Source organism: Falsiporphyromonas endometrii, from assembly GCF_042654485.1.
GTDB classification, from domain to species: domain Bacteria; phylum Bacteroidota; class Bacteroidia; order Bacteroidales; family Porphyromonadaceae; genus Porphyromonas; species Porphyromonas endometrii.
In genome coordinates this window covers 1-18,975 of record NZ_JBHSGO010000195.1, presented here as the reverse complement: position 1 = coordinate 18,975, position 18,975 = coordinate 1, and the positions used below count along the sequence as shown (strand labels likewise).

The following is an 18,975-nucleotide window of genomic DNA, read 5'->3' as shown; positions in this document are numbered from 1 at the left end:
TGACAGACAATTCGAAATAATTTCTTTAATTTGTACTCGTGTAAGATTCATACGGTTTATCGTTTTATTTTGTTTTTTTCAAAGATAACAGTCTTGAGTCTTACACACTTTTTCGGGACAGTATCGAAATACCAATATGCAGATATGACCAATATGGGGCTTGCATTTTATCATCAATCTATTTTCAATCTTACCAACAAGATAACTCTTACTGCAGGTCTCCGTTATGATATGGAGCGTCAAAAACTTGACAACAGCGATTATCTCTCTCCTATAAGCAATCTCCCCAACCGCAAACTTCTGGATCATTTTGACAGTAAATTAAATTTCACTCAATTTACTCCAAAAGTATCTTTGTCATATGATTTTCTTAATGGAAATTCGGTCTATGCAACAGTAGCCAGGGGGTATAAAGCGGGAGGATTTAACTTTACTGTCAAAGATGAAAGTCAGCGTAAATACAATCCGGAGTATAACTGGAACTATGAGATAGGCGGCAAATTCTCATTGGCAAACAATAGATTAAAAGGTGAGGCTGCCATATTCTTTATTGATTGGAAAGACCAACAGATATCGCATGTTATCCCAGCCATAGGCGTCGTCTTGGATAATGCCGGACATTCTACATCCAAAGGGATCGAACTGGGGCTTCATTACAATGTAAACAAACAACTTGGGTTGAATCTGAACTATGGATATACAGATGCCAAATTTAAAGACTATATCAAAGGAGAAGGACAAGATTATTCTAACAACAAACTGCCACTCGTTCCCACACACACATTTTCCCTGGATGCAGCCTATACAATCGAAAGCTCGTCCAAATGGATTGATTATGCCACATTTAATCTTGGTTTGACTGGCACGGGTCCTTTCTATTGGATGGACAACAACGAAGTAAAACAAAACTTCTACCCAATACTCAACCTTAAAGCATCTGTAACGAAAGGGAATGTCACATGGGAAGTGTGGAGCAAAAATACGACCAACACACATTTTATGAGCAATTACTTCGAACTTGGTCCAAATAAATATGGACAAAAAGGAAGACCATTTAGCATTGGCACATCAATACTTATTGACCTATAAAACATGGAGCATTACGATTGTGCCGTTATTGGTGGCGGACTGACTGGACTAACCACTGCCTTCAAGCTTCGCTCTTTGGGCATCAATGCGATTGTAATAGAAAAACAAAATCGCATAGGCGGACAAATAGAGACCCATTATACCAAAGGCTATGTCTATGAAAGCGGGCCCAATACCGGAGCTATCTCTCACCCCGAAGTAGCCGAGCTTTTTCAGTCCATATCTCAATATTGCCAATTAGAGATTGCTAACCCGTCAGCAAAAAGAAGATTAATACTCAAACAGGGTGTATTTCATCCCCTTCCCAATGGCATAAAGGGAGGGATTATGACACCATTGTTTACATGGAGAGATAAATTTAGAATTTTGGGAGAGCCTTTTCGTAAAAAGGGCTCTAACCCAAATGAGACCGTTGGCGAATTGACCATTAGAAGACTCGGCAAATCTTTTCTTGACTATGCCGTTGACCCGTTTATATCCGGTATATATTCTGGAGACCCCATGAAGCTTGTAACAAAATATGCATTACCCAAATTGTACGCACTGGAGCAAACCTATGGAAGTTTTATCAAGGGTGGTATAGCAAAAGCAAAAGAGAAGAAAAGTGACCGTGATAAGATGGCGACGAAAGATGTCTTTTCGGTTGAGGGTGGATTGAGCAATTTGATAAGTTCTCTCGCTCAAATTATTGGAGAAAGACATATTATTTTGAATGCCAAAGATATTGTCATACATCACGAGCATGAAAAATGGCAAATCGATTTCTTATACAAGGATAATACAAAAAGCCTGACAGCTAACCATATTGTAACAACAACTGCAGCCTATCAACTACCGAAGATATTGCCTTTTGTCGACAAGCATCTTATCAACCCTATTGCAAATCTGCCCTATGCATCGCTTATGCAAGTGTCAGTTGGTCTTAAAGAGAATCCAAATCCGGCATTCAAAGCATTCGGAGGACTTATACCATCAATAGAAAAAGAAAATGTACTCGGCATCCTTTTTCCCTATCAATGTTTCAAAAACAGATCTCCCAAGGGGAAGGCTCTCTTCTCTATTTTTATTGGAGGTATCAAACATCCGGATTTACTTTTGCTCAAAGATGACGAAGTCAAGGAAATTGCTATCGATATATTGCAACGAACAATGGGATACGATGAAAAATATCCAATCGAACATTTTGCCATCTTTAGACACGACAAAGCCATTCCTCAATATGATGAAAACACCAAAAGTAGAATAGAATGCATCAGTAAAATAGAAGCAGCATATCCCGGACTATTTATTGCAGGCAATCTCAAAGATGGAATAGGTATGGCAGACCGTATCAAACAGGGCATATCTATAGCGATAAAAATTGCTCAAACAACCCAAAAAGACAAAGGGTAATATCGGCATTAGAACCGACATAAGTAATTATTAGGATAAAAGATAAGGGCATAAATGAACACTCCATCTCTTTTAAGAAAAAGCGTCATTGCTAAAAAGAATCCTTTTTTGTATCTTAGTGATTGTAAAGATTTATAGCCATGAAGATAAGCATATTATTTACTTTCCTTTTATTAAACCTTTTGCTTGGTGCACTATTCCCCCAAGAGGGTAAGATGCGTCCTTTCCAATTGGTACAAATCAATGCTCATTCGATCATCAAATATAATCTCCAAAATAGTCTGTCTCAAGTTGCTGTGAAGTTCATTCAGAGAAGACTTTATATGTTAAATACTGTTATTTCGATTAGTACTCAAAAAGCTACTAAAACAGGCTTAAATCAAACTGAAAATCTAAAATTCCAAGGTTAGGATAACCTGACCTTCTTATCGACTTTGCCCGTTTTTATAGTACGAAACGGGCTTTTTTATATGCTATTTTAACAAATAAGCTCGCGCGAGATGCAATCTATTCTCGCGCGAGTTTAGATCTGATCTCGCGCGACCTTGCTATGCGAAGTCGCGCTACTTCAAGTGCCAAGTCGCGCGAGTTCACTTTCATTGTCGCGCGAGAATGGATTGTAAGTCGCGCGACCCTCCTAAAAAGGGGGGCCTGATACCTATTTCTAAGCAGGCAAAAGTTAAATCACAAACTCCGTACATACAATTTAACATATTAAACTAACGATATAATGACTTTTCCTACAGATTATCCGTGAAACATAGCCTTTTTAAGCAAAAAAACAGGAGCTTTTTTCTTAAAGAAAGGTCTTAATATATTTACATTATTTATCTAAATCGGTAGATTTTAAAGATAAAGAGATCTATTTATAAGAAGAATAAGGGTCGATTTCTGTATCAGAAATCGACCCTTACCCGATATAATCAGTAGAAAGACACTCTTATTTTAACATAAACGATACCGGAATAGTAAATTTTACATCTACAGGCTTACCATCTTGCTTACCAGGAATCCATTTTGGCATTTCCATAATTACCTTTAAAGCTGCTTCATCACATTTTTTGTTGAGAGAACGTAAAACTTTGGCATTGGCAACGCTACCATCTTTTTTGATAATAAACTGAATAATCACCGTTCCATTCTGCTTATTATCTTTCGGATAGACAAGATTTTTATTAAGATATTGCATCAAGGCTTTGGTTCCACCTTGAAACTGAGGTTGCTCATCAACAACAACAAATGCCTCCTCAGCGTTTTGATTATCAGGTGCTTCTTCGGGCACCACTTCTGCTGAATCTACCAACTTAAACGAAATTGGGAGGAATATCCTCGACTCGACAGGACGATTGTCTTTTGTCAAAGCCGGAACAAACTTTGGCATCTTTTTAACACATGCTATGGCCTCATTATCCAAATTAGGAGTCAACGATTTCTCGACTTTGATATTGCTAATGGAGCCATCTTTCTTGACAAAAAATGATAATAACACCCTTCCCTGAATATTCTTCTTGATGGCAGATTCTGGATAAGAAAGATTATTAGCTATAAATCTCATCATAGCTACTTCGCCTCCGGGGAAATGAGCCGAAGTAGCTATCACTGTCTTTTTTTGAGGTTGTGCCTCTTCTACACTCTGTTTAGCAACTACTTGCTCTTCAACTTTGTCCTCAGATAAAGGAGTAAAGACTGTCTTACTATCAATATTGTCAGAACTTCTTTTGGCATAAAGCACATTAGATCCGACGATAAGAAGAGCAGCTACAGGTATAATCAAAGCATACCTCACTATAATATGCTTTGATGATTGCTTACGATTCATCATCATAATTCTATCTTTTAAAAAATTGTTATTAAATGTGGTACATATAGGCCTGACAAAGGTTGGCAAACTAACTTCAAGCAATTTGTACTGATACTCCCGGGAATTGTAATGTGAAGTCAAAACAGCCTTGTCAGCTATGTACTCTAAATTTTTATTCGCGTCATTATATAATAGGTATGCAAAAGGGTTGTACCACTGAACAGTCTTCAATAGGTTTAAGATCAATAGGTCTATAAAATGTTTGCCCCTCAAATGCTCCATCTCATGCCTTACAATATATGGAAGTACCGATGAACCTCTCAACTCAGAGGGCAAATAAATTAGATTGATAAAAGTAAATGGGACAGAAAAACTATCTCCAAAGAAGACCGGAGAGTCTAAATATCGTTGAGATCTCGAAAAGATTCTTTTGATACGCATATAAGCCATCAAATTGCGTAGCAACATAAACATCACACCAAGTAAAATCACTCCCTTGAGTATCCATGGGACGGCTTCTAATATTGCTTCATACCAGGTTCGATCAGAAATTTCCTCAGCCATAGTTACAACCATCGGTGTGCCAATCGTTATTTTAGGATTAGCATTGAGCATCAATGAAGAATACAAAGGGTCCATAAAGAGGCCCAACAATGGAAGCATCAAACTCATCAAAACAGCTGCTATATAGTACATTCTTCGCAGCTTCAGAAAGGTGTCATTGTTACATAAGCAATGCCCTAATATGGAGAATAAAACGACTCCCAAAGAAGATAAAAGCAAATAGCTGAGCATGACAAATTATTTATTATCAGAAGAATGATCAATCATATCCAATAAATGACGCAATTCTTCAGGAGAAATCTTCTCTTCTTTAGCAAATTGATGTACCAAATTGGAATAATTGCCTCCAAAGAAATCTTGGACAAAACGGCCTAAGGCTCCTCGGGTATAGGATGATTCTTTTATCACTATATCATAAATTCTCGTTTTCCCATCAAGATGACTTTTGAGATATCCCTTAGATTCCAAATTCTTAAAAACAGAAGCCAAGGTTGTATATGGTGGAAGCGGAGATTCCATCGTATTCAAAACATCGCGAACAGTACAAGATTGCCTCAATTGCCATACAATCCTCATTACAGATTCTTCTTGATCAGTAAGAGACGGAATCATTTCTTTTCTTTTCATAAACACTAAAACTCAATTGTTGTTGCTGCACAAATCTACGAAACTTCCGTAGATAGACAATACATTTTAAAATAAAATACTCTAACATCATTTAGTTATTAAATCATATCTATTTCATTTACAGGTTATTATAAACAATAAATTCATTACGATAATTTCGTAGAACAATTAAAAAAGTCTCATATTTTAAGGACATGTTTGACAATGGATTTGCGTTTATGAGTCTTACCTTGAAAATAGATATTGATATCAAATAGTAGTCATTAAGGTATATATATTAACAGCTTTTATCATCTATCATTGTCATTATATTGAGTTGATGTGAAGCAATAGATAAAGAAGTTGGCAACATTCACTATGTTTATAATTAAGTATGTACCTTCGTAGAAAATATAAACGTATACGCAATGAATAACAAATTAGCACAAGAAGCAAGAATCTATCATTCACTTCCACAACCTGGAAAGATAGAAGTTCGACCTACCAAACCTTATAGTACCCAACACGATTTGACATTGGCTTATAGCCCGGGGGTAGCTGTTCCATGTCTGGACATTCAAAAAAGGCCCAACGAGGCTTATGATTTTACAGCCAAAGGAAACTTAGTTGCCGTTATCTCCAATGGTACAGCTGTACTTGGACTTGGTGATATAGGGGCATTGGCAGGAAAACCGGTAATGGAAGGCAAGGGTCTCCTATTTAAGATATATGCAGGAATCGATGTATTTGATATCGAAATTGATGAAAAGGACCCGGACAAATTCATTGAGATTGTCAAAGCAATCGCTCCTACTTTTGGAGGTATCAACCTTGAAGACATCAAAGCTCCTGAATGTTTTAAGATCGAACAAGTGCTAAAGAAAGAACTTGACATACCTGTGATGCACGATGACCAACATGGTACGGCAATCATATCTTCTGCAGGTCTTCTCAATGCTCTTAAGATTGCCGGTAAGAAAATTGAAGATGCAAAGATTGTAATCAATGGAGCCGGAGCTTCTGCATTCTCTTGCACAAAACTATATGAGTCTTTTGGTGCCAAACGATCCAATATCGTTATGATTGACTCCAAGGGTGTGATTACAAAAGACAGGGAGGGACTTAACGAGCAGAAAGCATACTTTGCAACTGACAGAAAAGATCTTAAAACGCTGGCTGATGCTATAGTAGGGGCTGACGTATTCGTCGGTCTTTCCAAGCCCGGGGTTCTTAAACCGGAGATGGTAAAGCAGATGGCAGACAATCCCATTGTATTTGCACTTGCCAATCCGGATCCGGAAATCACCTACGATGATGCCAAAGCGGCAAGAAAAGATGTGCTAATGGCTACCGGAAGATCTGACTATCCCAATCAAATCAACAATGTAATTGGCTTCCCATATATATTTAGAGGAGCCTTAGATGTCAGAGCTACAGCCATCAATGAAGAGATGAAAAAGGCCGCTACGATTGCTATTGCAAAGCTGGCACAAGAACCGGTACCTGATGAAGTCACAACCGCTTATGGGAATATACAGCTACACTTCGGACCAGACTACTTCATTCCAAAACCGGTTGACCCAAGACTGATTGCAAAAGTTTCGATAGCTGTGGCAAAAGCTGCCATCGAATCTGGAGTAGCTCAAAAAGAGATTGAAGACTGGGATGCTTATGAAAACGAACTTATGAGCAGACTTGGTCAGATGAGTCACCTTATGCGTCGCTTGCATGACACGGCCAAGATGAAGTCTCACAAGATTGTCTATGCGGCCGGCGAGAATGCAACAGTTGTCAAAGCAGCCGTAGAGGTACTGCATCAAGGTATAGCCACTCCGGTTATTTTGGGTGATCGCAACCATATCTTGGATGTAGCAAGAGAAAACGACTTGGATCTTGAAGGTGTAGAGATAATCAATCACAGATCTGACGAATTTAAGAGTGACAGATATGAGTTTGCCCAAATGTATGCTAAGCAAAACTGGCGAAAAGGGGGCAACCTACCCGAAGCATTGGACAAAATGTATGACCCCAATTACTTTGGTATGATGATGGTACAAGCCGGCAAGGCCGACTCTATGGTGACAGGTATTTATTCTGACCATTCCTATTTGTCTGAAGTGGCAAAAACAACAGTAGGACTTGCACCGGGACACGATCTCTTCGCAACTATGCACCTCGTTACGCTCAAGAGTGGACCGCTCTTCTTGGCCGATACAATGATCAATCACAACCTCAAAGCAGATGCACTTGTCGATATCGTACTATTGACTGCCGAAAAGGTTAGATGCTTTGGTGTAAAACCGGTCATAGCACTTGTCAACTTCTCTGACTTTGGAAGCAACAATGCCGACTCTTCAATAGAAGCAAGAAAAGCTGTGGAAATACTTCATCGCGAACATCCCGAGATCTGTGTCGATGGGGAGATGCAAATTCAAACAGCTCTTCATACCGAGAAAAGAGATGAGAAGTATCCGGAAAACAAGCTTAAGGGAAAGAAAGTAAACATTCTTATATTCCCAAGACTATCAGCAGCAAATGCTTGCTACCAACTTCTAAGAGAAACAGGAAATGCAGAAGAAGTAGTAGGGCCAATACAGGTAGGATTGGACAAACCGGTATACTTTGTCGATCATGATGCCACTGTCAAAGAAATTGTCAACATCACAGCTATGGCAGCTTTGGATACATCTTCCTGCATCCTATAAATAAGACTGCATAAAGCCACAAAGGGTATATTGTGAAACTCTTAGAGCTATTGTATTAGGTTTTGTACACAAAGTACATTCACTGAAATACAAACTCAGAGTCCAACAATATACCCTTTCTGCTTTTTCTCCTAAAAATTGACAACTACCTTGATTCTTCTATTTCGCTGATTTCAATATTAGGCTTCAGTTGAGTATGTAAGAATGGCACTTTATAATCTATAGTCCAATTACCATATTGTGAATCCAAATCAATAGTTCAATAGCAAAAAATGGAATGATAAAGGACCTCCTTTTACAGATCTTTAGAAAATAAGTCAGCATTTCAAAAAGCAAATCTTTGCGCAAGATTATGCCGATGATAATTATCAGAGGATATACAAAAAGAAGAACAAAAGGGATAAGGGCATTGGGGTTGAGCAAAAAACCGGATATAAAGTTTCCTCTCAACATCATGATAAGTCCACGTGTCATCCCACAAGACGGGCAAGGCAGTCTCCAAATTATTTTGGTTGGACATACCACAAGACCGTCACCAAAAGTATGGTACACATAAATAATCCAACCGAGGACTATCAGATATACCGCCAAAGATAAAAGATGGAGACGTCTATGCAAGGAAAGGCATCAACATTTCGAAATTGGCCTCCTTAGTTGCATTCATAATGAGGAACCAATCCACAATTGTCCAAATACCAAAGCCACCACAAGTAAGCAACTTAGCAACACCAAGTCCTGTATTGCCAATATAAAATCGGTCAATCCCTAACCCTCCTACAAGTACAGAAATAATAATCGAAACCGTAGGATCTTTAAACGACATAGTCATAATAGCCATAGCCTTTGTTTCATCAAGATTAGCCAATCTCTCTCTGATATATGGCAATCGTTCTTGTGGAAAGAACTTAGCATTTGACATTATAAACAAGTCCAACTGCTGAGCATTCATAATAAATGTGTATTTAGTCGTTAATAACAATATCTTATCAATTACAAATATAAATATATTTAGTATAGAAAGGATTGAGTTGAGGGAGATAATCAAAAAAACATGAAAGCTAAAAAACAACAACTTTGAATCTCAAGTTAGTTACAAGGTCTTTTACAGTAAATTCTGAATCATTAATTAAAGGCTGTAGGACCATTTCTAAGTGGATAAGTTTTAAGATTAAGTAACTCAAAAAACAGGCTTACCTATCTCAGTGAAGGAAATTTAGTACCTTTACATAGTAGATTAAACAACTCATAAAATCAACATGAAAAAAAACAATGCTGAGCTGAAATTTCTCCGTCAGCTGTCAACTAATTTCCCCACGGCGGCAGAAGCAGCCACTGAGATTATCAATCTTGAAGCTATTCTAAGTCTGCCAAAAGGGACCGAACACTTTTTGGCCGATGTACATGGTGAATATGAAGCATTTAACCATGTCCTAAAGAATGCTTCCGGATCCATTGCACGCAAGGTAGAAGAGCTCTTTGGACGCCAAATCAGGCAAGAAGAAAAAAGGGAGCTTTGCACACTAATATACTACCCACAAGAAAAACTCAACCAACTAAACGAAAACGAACCCTTGTGTGACGACTGGTATATGGTTACTCTCAATCAACTCGTAAAAGTTTGTCGCAAAGTAGCAGAAAAGTATACCAGGTCAAAGTTCCGTAAAACATTGCCACCTCAGTACAGCTATATCATCCAGGAGCTTGTTCACGAAGAAGGTATCAACCAACAAAAGTCAGCATATATAAGTAGTATTTTCAATACAATTATTCAGACCGGAAAGGCCGAGGACTTTATTATTGCCATTTGCGAAACGATTCAAAAGCTCGTTATTGACCATCTACATATCGTCGGTGATATCTATGATAGGGGGCCCGGGCCACAGCACATTATGGACACCCTGCTCAATTATCACAACTTTGATATTCAATGGGGCAACCACGATATGCTCTGGATGGGTGCGGCTGTAGGCAATGCTGCTTGTATGGCCAATTGTGTCAGGATAGCTCTTAGATATGCCAACCTCGACACATTGGAAAATGCATACGGCATCAACTTACTTCCATTGGCAAGATTTGCGATGGAGACCTATGCCAATGACCCTTGCACAGTCTTTATGCCAAAGCTTTCGGGTGCAGACGAACTGTACGACGATAAGAGTGTCTACCTTATCAGTCAAATGCACAAAGCCATGTCGATCATGCAGTTTAAACTGGAGCACCAACTCATTGTAGCACATCCGGAATATAAGATGAATGACCGTGACTTGCTTCATCGTTGGGATAAGGAGTCTGCGACCATTACACTTCCTTCAGGAGAGGTTCATCCAATGCTTGACAACAATCTTCCAACAGTAGATCCAAAAGATCCATACACTTTGACCGAGGGAGAAGAACTTGTTGTCCAAAGACTGCTTAGATCATTCTCCGGAAGTGAAAGGCTCAAAAAGCATATCGCTTGCTTCTATAAGAAAGGATCGATGTATCTGAGCTACAACATGAACCTGCTGTACCACGCATCTGTTCCACTCAACGAAGACAAGACTCTCAAAGAAGTACAAATAGAAGGGAAGTATTATAAGGGCAAAGATCTTTATGACAAAGTAGACGAGCTTGTAAGAAGAGCATATCAGGCTAAGAGAGGTACAGAAAAGCAAAAGTCTGCTTGTGATTTCATGTGGTATCTATGGTGTGGTCCGGACTCTCCTCTATTTGATAAGTCTGCAATGACCACATTCGAAAGATACTTTATTGAAGACAAAGCAACTCACCACGAGCAAAAAGGGTGGTACTATATATATAGACAAGAGCAAGAGGTTTGTGAGATGATTTTGAAAGAATTTGGACTTGAAGGTCCGGATACACACATCATCAACGGACATGTGCCGGTAAAAGCCAAGAAGGGGGAAAAACCTCTTCTCGGTGGTGGCAAACTGCTACTTATAGATGGTGGATTTAGTCGCGCTTACCAATCTTCAACCGGGATTGCTGGATACACACTTATTTTCAATTCAAGAGGACTGCAGCTCGTTCAACATCAACCATTTACCAATAAGAAAGATGCTGTAGAGAACATGAAAGATATCAAGAGTGTTACTGTAGTCAAAGAGCACAGCTCGCACCGCATCTTAGTTAGAGACACAGATAAGGGTACCGAACTAAGCACTCAAGCGGAAGATTTGAAGAAACTTCTCGAAGCCTATAAGTATGGCTACATCCAAGAGAAGACCAACTAATTATAAATCATCACACTAAAGATATATTGGGGGATGCGTCAATGACACAGCCCCCAATATTGTATTAAGGATGTTGATGGATGAATAGAAAAGCACAAATAACCTAAACTATTGATGTCAGATAAAACTTTTTTATGCCCTATCTGCGTAAGGAAAAGCCTTTGAAAAATCCAAGCTCCTACCGAAAGAGGAATCTGTATCATCATTTGATAAGGGGATTACAAGTTTACACTTCATTTTTATCAACAGCAATAAATCTAAACACAAGGACTTATTGGAGTACCTTAAAGCAAGGGGCTAAACAATTTCTGTCGGATAAAGAACCTCTGAATTGCTGCACAAAGGGAAAAACTAAAGTAGAACACAAATAATTAAAATCTTTGTCGTACCTTTGTGCCCGACAATAATGTCACATAATAATTTATAACTAAGTATGAACAAGTACGAAACCGTTTTCATTCTTACTCCCGTTTTGTCTGATGTTCAGATGAAGGAAGCGGTAGAAAAGTTCACAGGCCTTCTTAAAGAAGAGGGTGCTACAATTGTGAATGAAGAATGCTGGGGCCTTAAGAAGCTCGCTTACCCAATTCAGAAGAAGTCAACCGGCTTCTATCAGTTTATCGAATTTGAAGCAGACCCGTCTACTATCGCGAAGTTGGAAATCAACTATCGCCGTGACGAACGCGTTCTTCGCTTCCTTACATTCCGTCAGGACAAATATGCTGCAGAATATGCAGAGAAGAGAAGAAATCTGAAAGCTAACAAGAAAGAAGTTAAGGAGGACAAATAATGGCAGCACCAAAGAATAAGGGCGAGATCAGATACCTCACCCCACTAACAGTTGATACAAAGAAGAAAAAATATTGCCGTTTCAAGAAAGCAGGCATCAAGTACATCGACTACAAGGACCCTGAATTCCTTAAGAAGTTCCTTAACGAACAAGGTAAGATCCTTCCACGTCGAATCACAGGAACCTCTCTTAAGTTCCAACGTCGTGTGGCTCAAGCAGTAAAGAGAGCTCGTCATTTGGCTCTATTGCCCTACGTAACAGACATGATGAAATAATTAAGCGGAGGACAGAAGATTATGCAAATTATACTATTAGAAGATATCGTAACCCTTGGTTTCAAGGATGAGATTGTAGATGTTAAGCCGGGTTATGCACGTAACTACCTTATTCCTCAGAAATTGGCAGTTATCGCTACAGAATCTGCAAAGAAAGTTTTGGCTGAAAACCTTAGACAACGTGCTCACAAGCTCGAACAAATCAAGGGCGAAGCTGAAGCATTGGGCGCTAAGATTGCAGAAGTTAAGGATCTTGTGATTTCTGTTAAAACATCAAACAAGGGTATTGTTTATGGTTCTGTTTCTAACATTCAAGTGGCTGAAGCTTTGGCTGCTAAGGGTGTAGAAGTTGATAGAAAGAAAATCCTTGTTAAGGACAACATCAAAGAAATTGGTGAGTTCGTATGCCAGGCTCGTTTGCACAGAGATGTGACTGTTGATATTCCTTTCACAGTTGTATCAGAAAACTTCGCAGAAGAAATTGCTGCTGCTAAAGCTAAGGCTGAAGAAGAAGCAAAAGCTTACAAAGAGGCTGAAAAGGCTCGCAAGGCTGCACAAGCAGCGGGAGAAGCAACTGAAGAAGCTACAGAGGAAGCAACAGAAGAAGCTAAGGCTGAAGAGGCTCCTGCAGAAGAAGCAAAAGCTGAGTAATTCGATACAGAATATTATTACTCCAAATAAATTCAAAAGGGCTATACCAAAAGGTATGGCCCTTTTTGATATTATTACTATCCGATAAAACAATTGGAATAACACTAATCTTGGACTTCATAAAAAACCTTCGAAATTGTAATCTAATCATTTGCTGTCATCTGTTTTGTCCACTTAGCTTGTTCATATGCTTAGCTTTGGTCGGACAGCCGTCCTTTCAGGATTAGGAAACGAGAGACTCGACTTGATATTAAAAAGGCTTTCTCTTACAAGGCTTCTAATATTGTAGAAGCAAATCTAAGGCTTAAACAAAAAAATGTCGATAAAACATCGGAGCATCATATACATTCAAATGCACAAAGCCATTTGTACCTTTATAACATCACACCAAAATGGTAGGGAAAAATTTAGAAGACGATAATCATTTTCTAAGCTTATAAAGTAATGATATATAATACATTAAGAAAAACGACTCCTAATGACGGCCATTAGGACCTGCCATCTAACGACAAATCTGGTTTAATTGAGACCATTTTTTATCGAACAGCCGGCTTGGGTCTCCGAAAGCAGGGGCTTCCTTTTCAAAGCAGAAGAACTCAACCACATAAATAAAGCAATTAAGTACCCTAAAGAGGCCCTTCCAACTTTTATCGGACATCTTATACTTTCGTTGCTAAATACAGGGTCTTGAAAATGCCCTAACGAACTATCCGGTTTTTTGATGTAAAGATATGGGGGCTAATCATCTGATTGGATCTTTCTTTTCTAATCAACAGCAATGCTGCCTTTTTCCACATCTTGACATGTATGATTTGTTCAATTTGGAGATTTCGGTGATAAAGGTAACATTATACAACAGTAATAATTGAACAAAAAAGGGGTCGCATCATATCAGATGACGCGACCCTTAGTTTTTTAAGTCGTTGACTTTATGTCAATTATCTTTGTGGCTTGATATTAAGCTTAACCGGCTTAATCATATTTTCCGGGCTAAGGATTGTATCAAGATCTTCCTTAGAAAGGATCTTGTGCTCAAGCACCAACTCGTATACACCCTTTCCTGTTGCCATAGCTTCTTTGGCAATCTTGGTAGAGTTCTTGTATCCGATGATTGGGTTAAGTGCAGTTACGATACCAACACTATTCTTAATATAGTCAGCACAAGCTTCTCTGTTTGGAACGATACCATCGATACAACGAACACGAAGCGTATCAAAACCATTCATAAGAAGGTGAGCACTTTCGAAGCAGCATTGTGCCATTACCGGCTCCATTGCATTAAGCTCCATTTGAGAAGCATCACCAGCCATCGTTACACAAAGGTCATTACCCATTACCTTGTAGCATACCTGGCTCATTACTTCAGGGATTACAGGATTAACCTTACCCGGCATGATTGAAGAACCCGGTTGCATAGCAGGTATATTAAATTCGCCAAGACCACAACGAGGACCTGAAGAAAGCAATCTGATATCGTTACAAATCTTATTTACCTTCACAGCCAATCTCTTCATAGCTGAGCTATATCCTATCATAACAGATGTATCAGAAGTAGCACCAACAAGGTCAGCAGAAAGTTTGATATCCCACTTTGTGACCATTCTCATAGCTTCGATACAAAGTTTAGAATAATCTGGTTCAGCACAAATACCTGTACCAATGGCAGTAGCACCCATATTAACTGTCAAGAACTCTTCTGCAGCAAACTCCAAGTTTTTCACTTCATCTTTCAAGATAGAAGCAAAGCCATGGAATGTCTGGCCCAATGTCATAGGCACTGCATCTTGAAGCTGTGTACGACCCATCTTAAGAACATCTTCCATCTCTGAAGCCTTCTTGTCAAGAGCTGCGATCAAGTCCTTAAGGTGAGGCATAAATTCCAAGTGTGTAGCATATAGTCCCAAATGAATAGCTGTTGGATAAGCATCATTGGTAGACTGAGATTCGTTTACATGGTCATTCGGGCTTAGATACTGGAACTCGCCGGGATTGTGTCCCATGATTTGAAGTGCTCTGTTACAGATTACTTCGTTAGCGTTCATATTGGTAGTAGTACCTGCACCACCCTGAATCATATCCACCGGGAAATCCTTATCATGCTTACCGGCAGCAACTTCATGACATGCTTCTACGATTGCATCTTTCTGCTCGTCTGTCAAAAGACCAAGTTTGTGGTTTGCAATTGCAGCAGCTTCTTTTGTCATTGCCAATCCCTTGATGAAGTTGGGATAATCATTAAGGTGGAAATTGCTGATCTTAAAGTTTTCTACACCACGCAATGTTTGTACTCCATAGAGATTATCATTGGAGATCTCGCGTTCGCCAATCAAGTCACTTTCAATACGTGTTGACTTCTTTTCCTGTTCCATACCTAATATCTTTTAATGGTTAATTGCTTATCTGTTCTACAAATATAACTCTAAATTAGTGAGTAATCCACCTTTTGACAAATATAAAACAACGACTCAAATCCACTATGTATATCAGTGTGGCTTAACGAGATACAAAATCAATCTATAATAGATGCAAGGACAAGCAAATGTATATCAAAAGCCATATTTTAGTCACACATAGTAATAGTGACAAAAGAAAGTTTTTCTAAAACAAACACTACCTTTGTCTCAATAAATACAAAACTTGCCTTTGGCAATGAGTTGTATGGAAAGGTATCTGAGAAGTTGGTTGAATCTATTGCTAATAAAAGCAAGAATAATAGGCTTCTCAGACAATTTGAAAAAGAGATAAGATAAATTCAAAGTAGTCTCTAAATTATATATTATCAACAGCAGTATGAAGAAACCAACGATCACCACAATTGTAACAATCACTTTACTGGCCATCCTATCGGGAATATTGAACGGATGCTCCAAAGATGAGCCAAACAATAACAATCAGACTAATAATCCTACGCCCGAAAACAATGTGATAAACAAGACTGTCTCAACAAACAGACTAAAAGGTCTATGGATCAAAGAGGATGGAGAAAATCCGGAGTGGCAAATAGAGAAAGGGCAAAAAGACATTGTTATTTACCCTGACGACAACAAATGCTTTGTGATTGCAGCTAAAGCCGGGAATTACAAACTTCGCTTCATATCTTCTAATTCAGAGAAGGACATATTATATAAGATTGAAGTCAAAGAATCCAAGTGTACTGATGAAGTGTCGGAAGTATTAGATTTTCATCCCGCTCCCGGACAGTTTGTCAACGACCTACCCAAATGGGAAAATGGAACGACACAAGAGGAGATGAATGAGCGATGCCTCAAAATTCTCCAAGAGAAAGGACTGATTTCGCTTGGAGCATATGGAGGCTCCATTACATTCAGATTTGACCACTCCATCATTAATAGGGAAGGTTTTGACTTTGCCATCTTTGGCAACGCGTTTGAAGGAAATTCAGAGCCGGGCATTGTCATGGTAGCCTGGGATAAAAATGACAATGGAAAGCCGGACGAAGACGAATGGTATGAACTTGCAGGCAGCATGCATAATGATCCAGAGACTATTCATAACTATCAAATCACTTACACCAGACCAAGAGAAGGCAAGAGAGAATACCCCGAACCACAAAATGGATATTCTGATAGAAGGTATATCAAATGGGAAGACAACCTAAATGAAAAAGGCTACCTTCCTAAACTTACAGCACACAATCAAGACTATTGGCCCGGATGGTATGAAGGAACAGAGGCTAAGACTTTAGTGTTTACAGGCACTAAACTTCCCCAAAATGCCAATAATATAGATGGTATTTGGAAACTCAAAGCCTTCGAATGGGGCTATGTAGACAACAAACCAAACAACGATGAAGCCGCAAACAGCTTCGATATCGATTGGGCAGTGGATAAAAATGGCAATAAGGTTAAACTTCCGGCAGTTGATTTTATCAAAGTCTATAATGGTATGAATCAAGTATGCGGACCAATTGGAGAAACAAGTACGGAAATTACTCACGCCAAAGACCTCGCCCTTTGACCATGCTTATTTCCAATATTGGCTGTAAACATTCAACAAGAATAGATAACTTTGTTGCACGAGGGTGACATTTGTTATTGAACTCTGTTAGTATTAAGAATATTAATTAATCAGACAAAACAACATAAACATATAGGTTATGGTAAAGATGAAACACATTTTGGCAGCAGTTACATTATTGATGGCTGTAGCAATTGGTGCAAATGCACAAAACAAACAACCCATCCGATACAAATTGGATGCAAATGTAGGTCTTGGCTACCTCAGCCCAAGCAATAACAACGCCTATATCGACAACAGTTTCAAATCTCATGCAAATTATAGATTTGGTGCCTCCGTGGACATACCATTTACTTCCAACTGGTTCGTAAACACAGGTCTTACATTTACATCAAAGAATAGCAACTTTGAGCATGAGTTACTCAACTTTGGCATCAAAGACGGCAATATCACTATACGCAACCATTATGTACAAATTCCTATTAATGTTGGATATAGATTCAACCTGGGAGAAAAGATGGGACTAAGCCTTATGGCCGGACCATATTTTGCCTATGCCATGAGAGGAAAAGCCTCTTTCGAAGACAGGTTGGGAGCTAACCGCTCTTTTAATCTCTACAAAGAATACGGCTTTAAGCTTCCAAGTGCACAAGAATTGATGCAAGACCCAAAAGTGCAACAACTATTACAGGACCCAAGGATACAACAGTTGTTGCAAGACCCGAGAGTACAACAACTTCTCAAAGACCCAAGAGTGCAGGAGTTGCTAAGCGGTAAAGAGTTCAAAAATGAGGCTATAGGAAAGCGTTTTGACATTGGCATAGGTGGCACCATTGCATTCGATGTGGACAGATTTTATGTCCAGGCAGGCTTAGAATATGGTTTTATGAATACGCTCAACAATGACTCTTGGAGAGAAGTTAAGAGCTTGTTGTCAAAAGATGGAAAAGACCTTAAGCTAAACAACTTTAGCGGATTCATAGGTTTAGGAGTGAGATTTTAAGTTATTACACAATATTGAGTGATTATTTAACAACAATTATGAAGAAATTTATTATGGCTGCAGCAATGCTACTTGGCTTGGCAACTGCAGCAAATGCACAGAACATCAGTTTTAAGGCAGATGCCAATCTTGGCTTCTCCAACGCTACAGTAAAGATTGGCGACTACAAACCCAGTACTGATCTAAAGCTTGGTTATCGTATCAACTTAGGTATGGAGATGCCTTTTGCCGGGGATCTTCGTTCAGGACAGTTTTATTTCTCTCCGGGCTTGACATTCTTAAGCAAAGGTCACAAATTTGATATGGGACCTCTATCTGTCAAGGCTATGCCACACTACTTGCAGATTCCTCTTCAACTTGGTGCAAGATGGCAGTTTGCAGACAACATGGGTGTTTCACTCCAATTTGGTCCTTACCTTGCAGTAGGTCTTGGTGGTAAATACACTATTGAAGGACAAGCTTTTGGACAAAGGGCATCTACTGACATTGATTATTTCGGAGACAACACCAACAAGAGATTTGATTTTGGAGCTACCATTCAGGCAGCTTTCGAATATTCTCGCTACTACTTCCAAGTTGGTACGGACTTCGGATTCCTCAACACAGCTCAAAAGGAGGATATTTCTTTGAATGGCTCAAAGGTTATGAACATTGCTGACAACAAGAATTATGATTTCTTCCTTGGTGTTGGTGTTCATTTCTAATGGATAGAATGTAGAATATCGGCAAACGATTTTGTTTGCCAATCGATTAAATATAGAGGGCTGTGTCAAAATTCCATTTGGCGCAGCCCTTTCTGTTTTTTGAAAAAAGTTTCAACTTTCTCTATATTAAGTCTTTTCCATGTTATTAATAATAGTTATCTTTATGGTATACAAATAGTTATAT

The 18,975-nt window shown here is 38.9% G+C and carries 16 protein-coding genes; 11 read left to right on the top strand and 5 right to left on the bottom strand.

Going from position 1 to position 18,975, the window contains the following annotated elements:
* The first annotated feature begins 93 nt into the window (after nucleotides 1-93).
* The 3 genes from ACFO3G_RS07180 to ACFO3G_RS07170 all read left to right on the top strand — a co-directional run bounded on the left by ACFO3G_RS07180 (nucleotide 94) and on the right by ACFO3G_RS07170 (nucleotide 2,891).
* Nucleotides 94-1,089, top strand: a complete 996-nt coding sequence (locus ACFO3G_RS07180) for a TonB-dependent receptor (protein ID WP_380079388.1) — start codon at nucleotides 94-96, stop codon at nucleotides 1,087-1,089.
* 3 nt (nucleotides 1,090-1,092) lie between these two features.
* The gene (gene hemG, locus ACFO3G_RS07175) at nucleotides 1,093-2,481 is read left to right on the top strand and encodes a protoporphyrinogen oxidase (RefSeq protein ID WP_380079386.1); all 1,389 of its coding nucleotides are present in this window, start codon (nucleotides 1,093-1,095) and stop codon (nucleotides 2,479-2,481) included.
* A 140-nt stretch (nucleotides 2,482-2,621) separates the two neighbouring features.
* Nucleotides 2,622-2,891 carry a hypothetical protein gene (locus tag ACFO3G_RS07170; RefSeq protein ID WP_380079384.1) on the top strand — a complete coding sequence of 90 codons (270 nt, stop codon included), beginning with the start codon at nucleotides 2,622-2,624 and terminating at the stop codon, nucleotides 2,889-2,891.
* Nucleotides 2,892-3,421: 530 nt separating this feature from the next.
* Here ACFO3G_RS07170 and ACFO3G_RS07165 read toward each other — a convergent pair.
* Both ACFO3G_RS07165 and ACFO3G_RS07160 read right to left on the bottom strand, forming a co-directional pair.
* Complete coding sequence (locus ACFO3G_RS07165) at nucleotides 3,422-4,978, bottom strand: TonB family protein (protein WP_380079382.1); 1,557 nt, start codon at nucleotides 4,976-4,978, stop codon at nucleotides 3,422-3,424.
* Nucleotides 4,979-5,083: 105 nt separating this feature from the next.
* Nucleotides 5,084-5,473, bottom strand: coding sequence for a BlaI/MecI/CopY family transcriptional regulator (locus ACFO3G_RS07160; protein WP_380079380.1), 390 nt, complete (start codon nucleotides 5,471-5,473; stop codon nucleotides 5,084-5,086).
* A 407-nt stretch (nucleotides 5,474-5,880) separates the two neighbouring features.
* On the opposite strand from ACFO3G_RS07160, the gene ACFO3G_RS07155 reads away from it, so the two are divergent.
* Nucleotides 5,881-8,157 carry an NADP-dependent malic enzyme gene (locus ACFO3G_RS07155; RefSeq protein WP_380079378.1) on the top strand — a complete coding sequence of 759 codons (2,277 nt, stop codon included), beginning with the start codon at nucleotides 5,881-5,883 and terminating at the stop codon, nucleotides 8,155-8,157.
* Between the two features lie 219 nt (nucleotides 8,158-8,376).
* Here ACFO3G_RS07155 and ACFO3G_RS07150 read toward each other — a convergent pair whose 3' ends face one another.
* Both ACFO3G_RS07150 and ACFO3G_RS07145 read right to left on the bottom strand, forming a co-directional pair.
* A complete protein-coding gene (locus tag ACFO3G_RS07150) occupies nucleotides 8,377-8,682 on the bottom strand; it encodes a DUF2752 domain-containing protein (protein ID WP_380079390.1) in 306 nt (101 codons plus the stop codon).
* An 85-nt stretch (nucleotides 8,683-8,767) separates the two neighbouring features.
* Nucleotides 8,768-9,106, bottom strand: a complete 339-nt coding sequence (locus tag ACFO3G_RS07145; RefSeq protein ID WP_380079376.1) for a TM2 domain-containing protein — start codon at nucleotides 9,104-9,106, stop codon at nucleotides 8,768-8,770.
* Nucleotides 9,107-9,413: 307 nt separating this feature from the next.
* Here ACFO3G_RS07145 and ACFO3G_RS07140 point away from each other — a divergent pair, with 307 nt between their 5' ends.
* From ACFO3G_RS07140 to rplI, 4 genes are all read left to right on the top strand, one after another.
* Nucleotides 9,414-11,390 carry a fructose-1,6-bisphosphatase gene (locus ACFO3G_RS07140; RefSeq protein ID WP_380079374.1) on the top strand — a complete coding sequence of 659 codons (1,977 nt, stop codon included), beginning with the start codon at nucleotides 9,414-9,416 and terminating at the stop codon, nucleotides 11,388-11,390.
* 433 nt (nucleotides 11,391-11,823) lie between these two features.
* Nucleotides 11,824-12,180 carry a 30S ribosomal protein S6 gene (gene rpsF / locus ACFO3G_RS07135; RefSeq protein ID WP_380079373.1) on the top strand — a complete coding sequence of 119 codons (357 nt, stop codon included), beginning with the start codon at nucleotides 11,824-11,826 and terminating at the stop codon, nucleotides 12,178-12,180.
* Nucleotides 12,180-12,455 carry a 30S ribosomal protein S18 gene (gene rpsR / locus ACFO3G_RS07130; RefSeq protein WP_380079371.1) on the top strand — a complete coding sequence of 92 codons (276 nt, stop codon included), beginning with the start codon at nucleotides 12,180-12,182 and terminating at the stop codon, nucleotides 12,453-12,455. The genes rpsF and rpsR overlap by 1 nt, the downstream gene beginning before the upstream one ends.
* Nucleotides 12,456-12,476: 21 nt before the next feature.
* Complete coding sequence (gene rplI, locus ACFO3G_RS07125; protein ID WP_380079369.1) at nucleotides 12,477-13,106, top strand: 50S ribosomal protein L9; 630 nt, start codon at nucleotides 12,477-12,479, stop codon at nucleotides 13,104-13,106.
* Nucleotides 13,107-14,044: 938 nt separating this feature from the next.
* On the opposite strand, the gene ACFO3G_RS07120 is transcribed toward rplI, so the two are convergent.
* Nucleotides 14,045-15,475, bottom strand: a complete 1,431-nt coding sequence (locus tag ACFO3G_RS07120; protein ID WP_380079367.1) for an aspartate ammonia-lyase — start codon at nucleotides 15,473-15,475, stop codon at nucleotides 14,045-14,047.
* A 421-nt stretch (nucleotides 15,476-15,896) separates the two neighbouring features.
* On the opposite strand from ACFO3G_RS07120, the gene ACFO3G_RS07115 reads away from it, so the two are divergent.
* The 3 genes from ACFO3G_RS07115 (at nucleotide 15,897) to ACFO3G_RS07105 (ending at nucleotide 18,791) form a co-directional block, all read left to right on the top strand.
* Entirely contained in the window at nucleotides 15,897-17,084 is a 1,188-nt protein-coding gene (locus ACFO3G_RS07115; RefSeq protein ID WP_380079365.1) for a cell surface protein, read from the top strand.
* 139 nt (nucleotides 17,085-17,223) lie between these two features.
* Nucleotides 17,224-18,087, top strand: coding sequence for an outer membrane beta-barrel protein (locus ACFO3G_RS07110; RefSeq protein ID WP_380079363.1), 864 nt, complete (start codon nucleotides 17,224-17,226; stop codon nucleotides 18,085-18,087).
* 38 nt (nucleotides 18,088-18,125) lie between these two features.
* Nucleotides 18,126-18,791: a porin family protein gene (locus ACFO3G_RS07105; protein ID WP_380079361.1), complete on the top strand. Its 666-nt coding sequence runs from the start codon at nucleotides 18,126-18,128 to the stop codon at nucleotides 18,789-18,791.
* Nucleotides 18,792-18,975 lie beyond the last annotated feature (184 nt).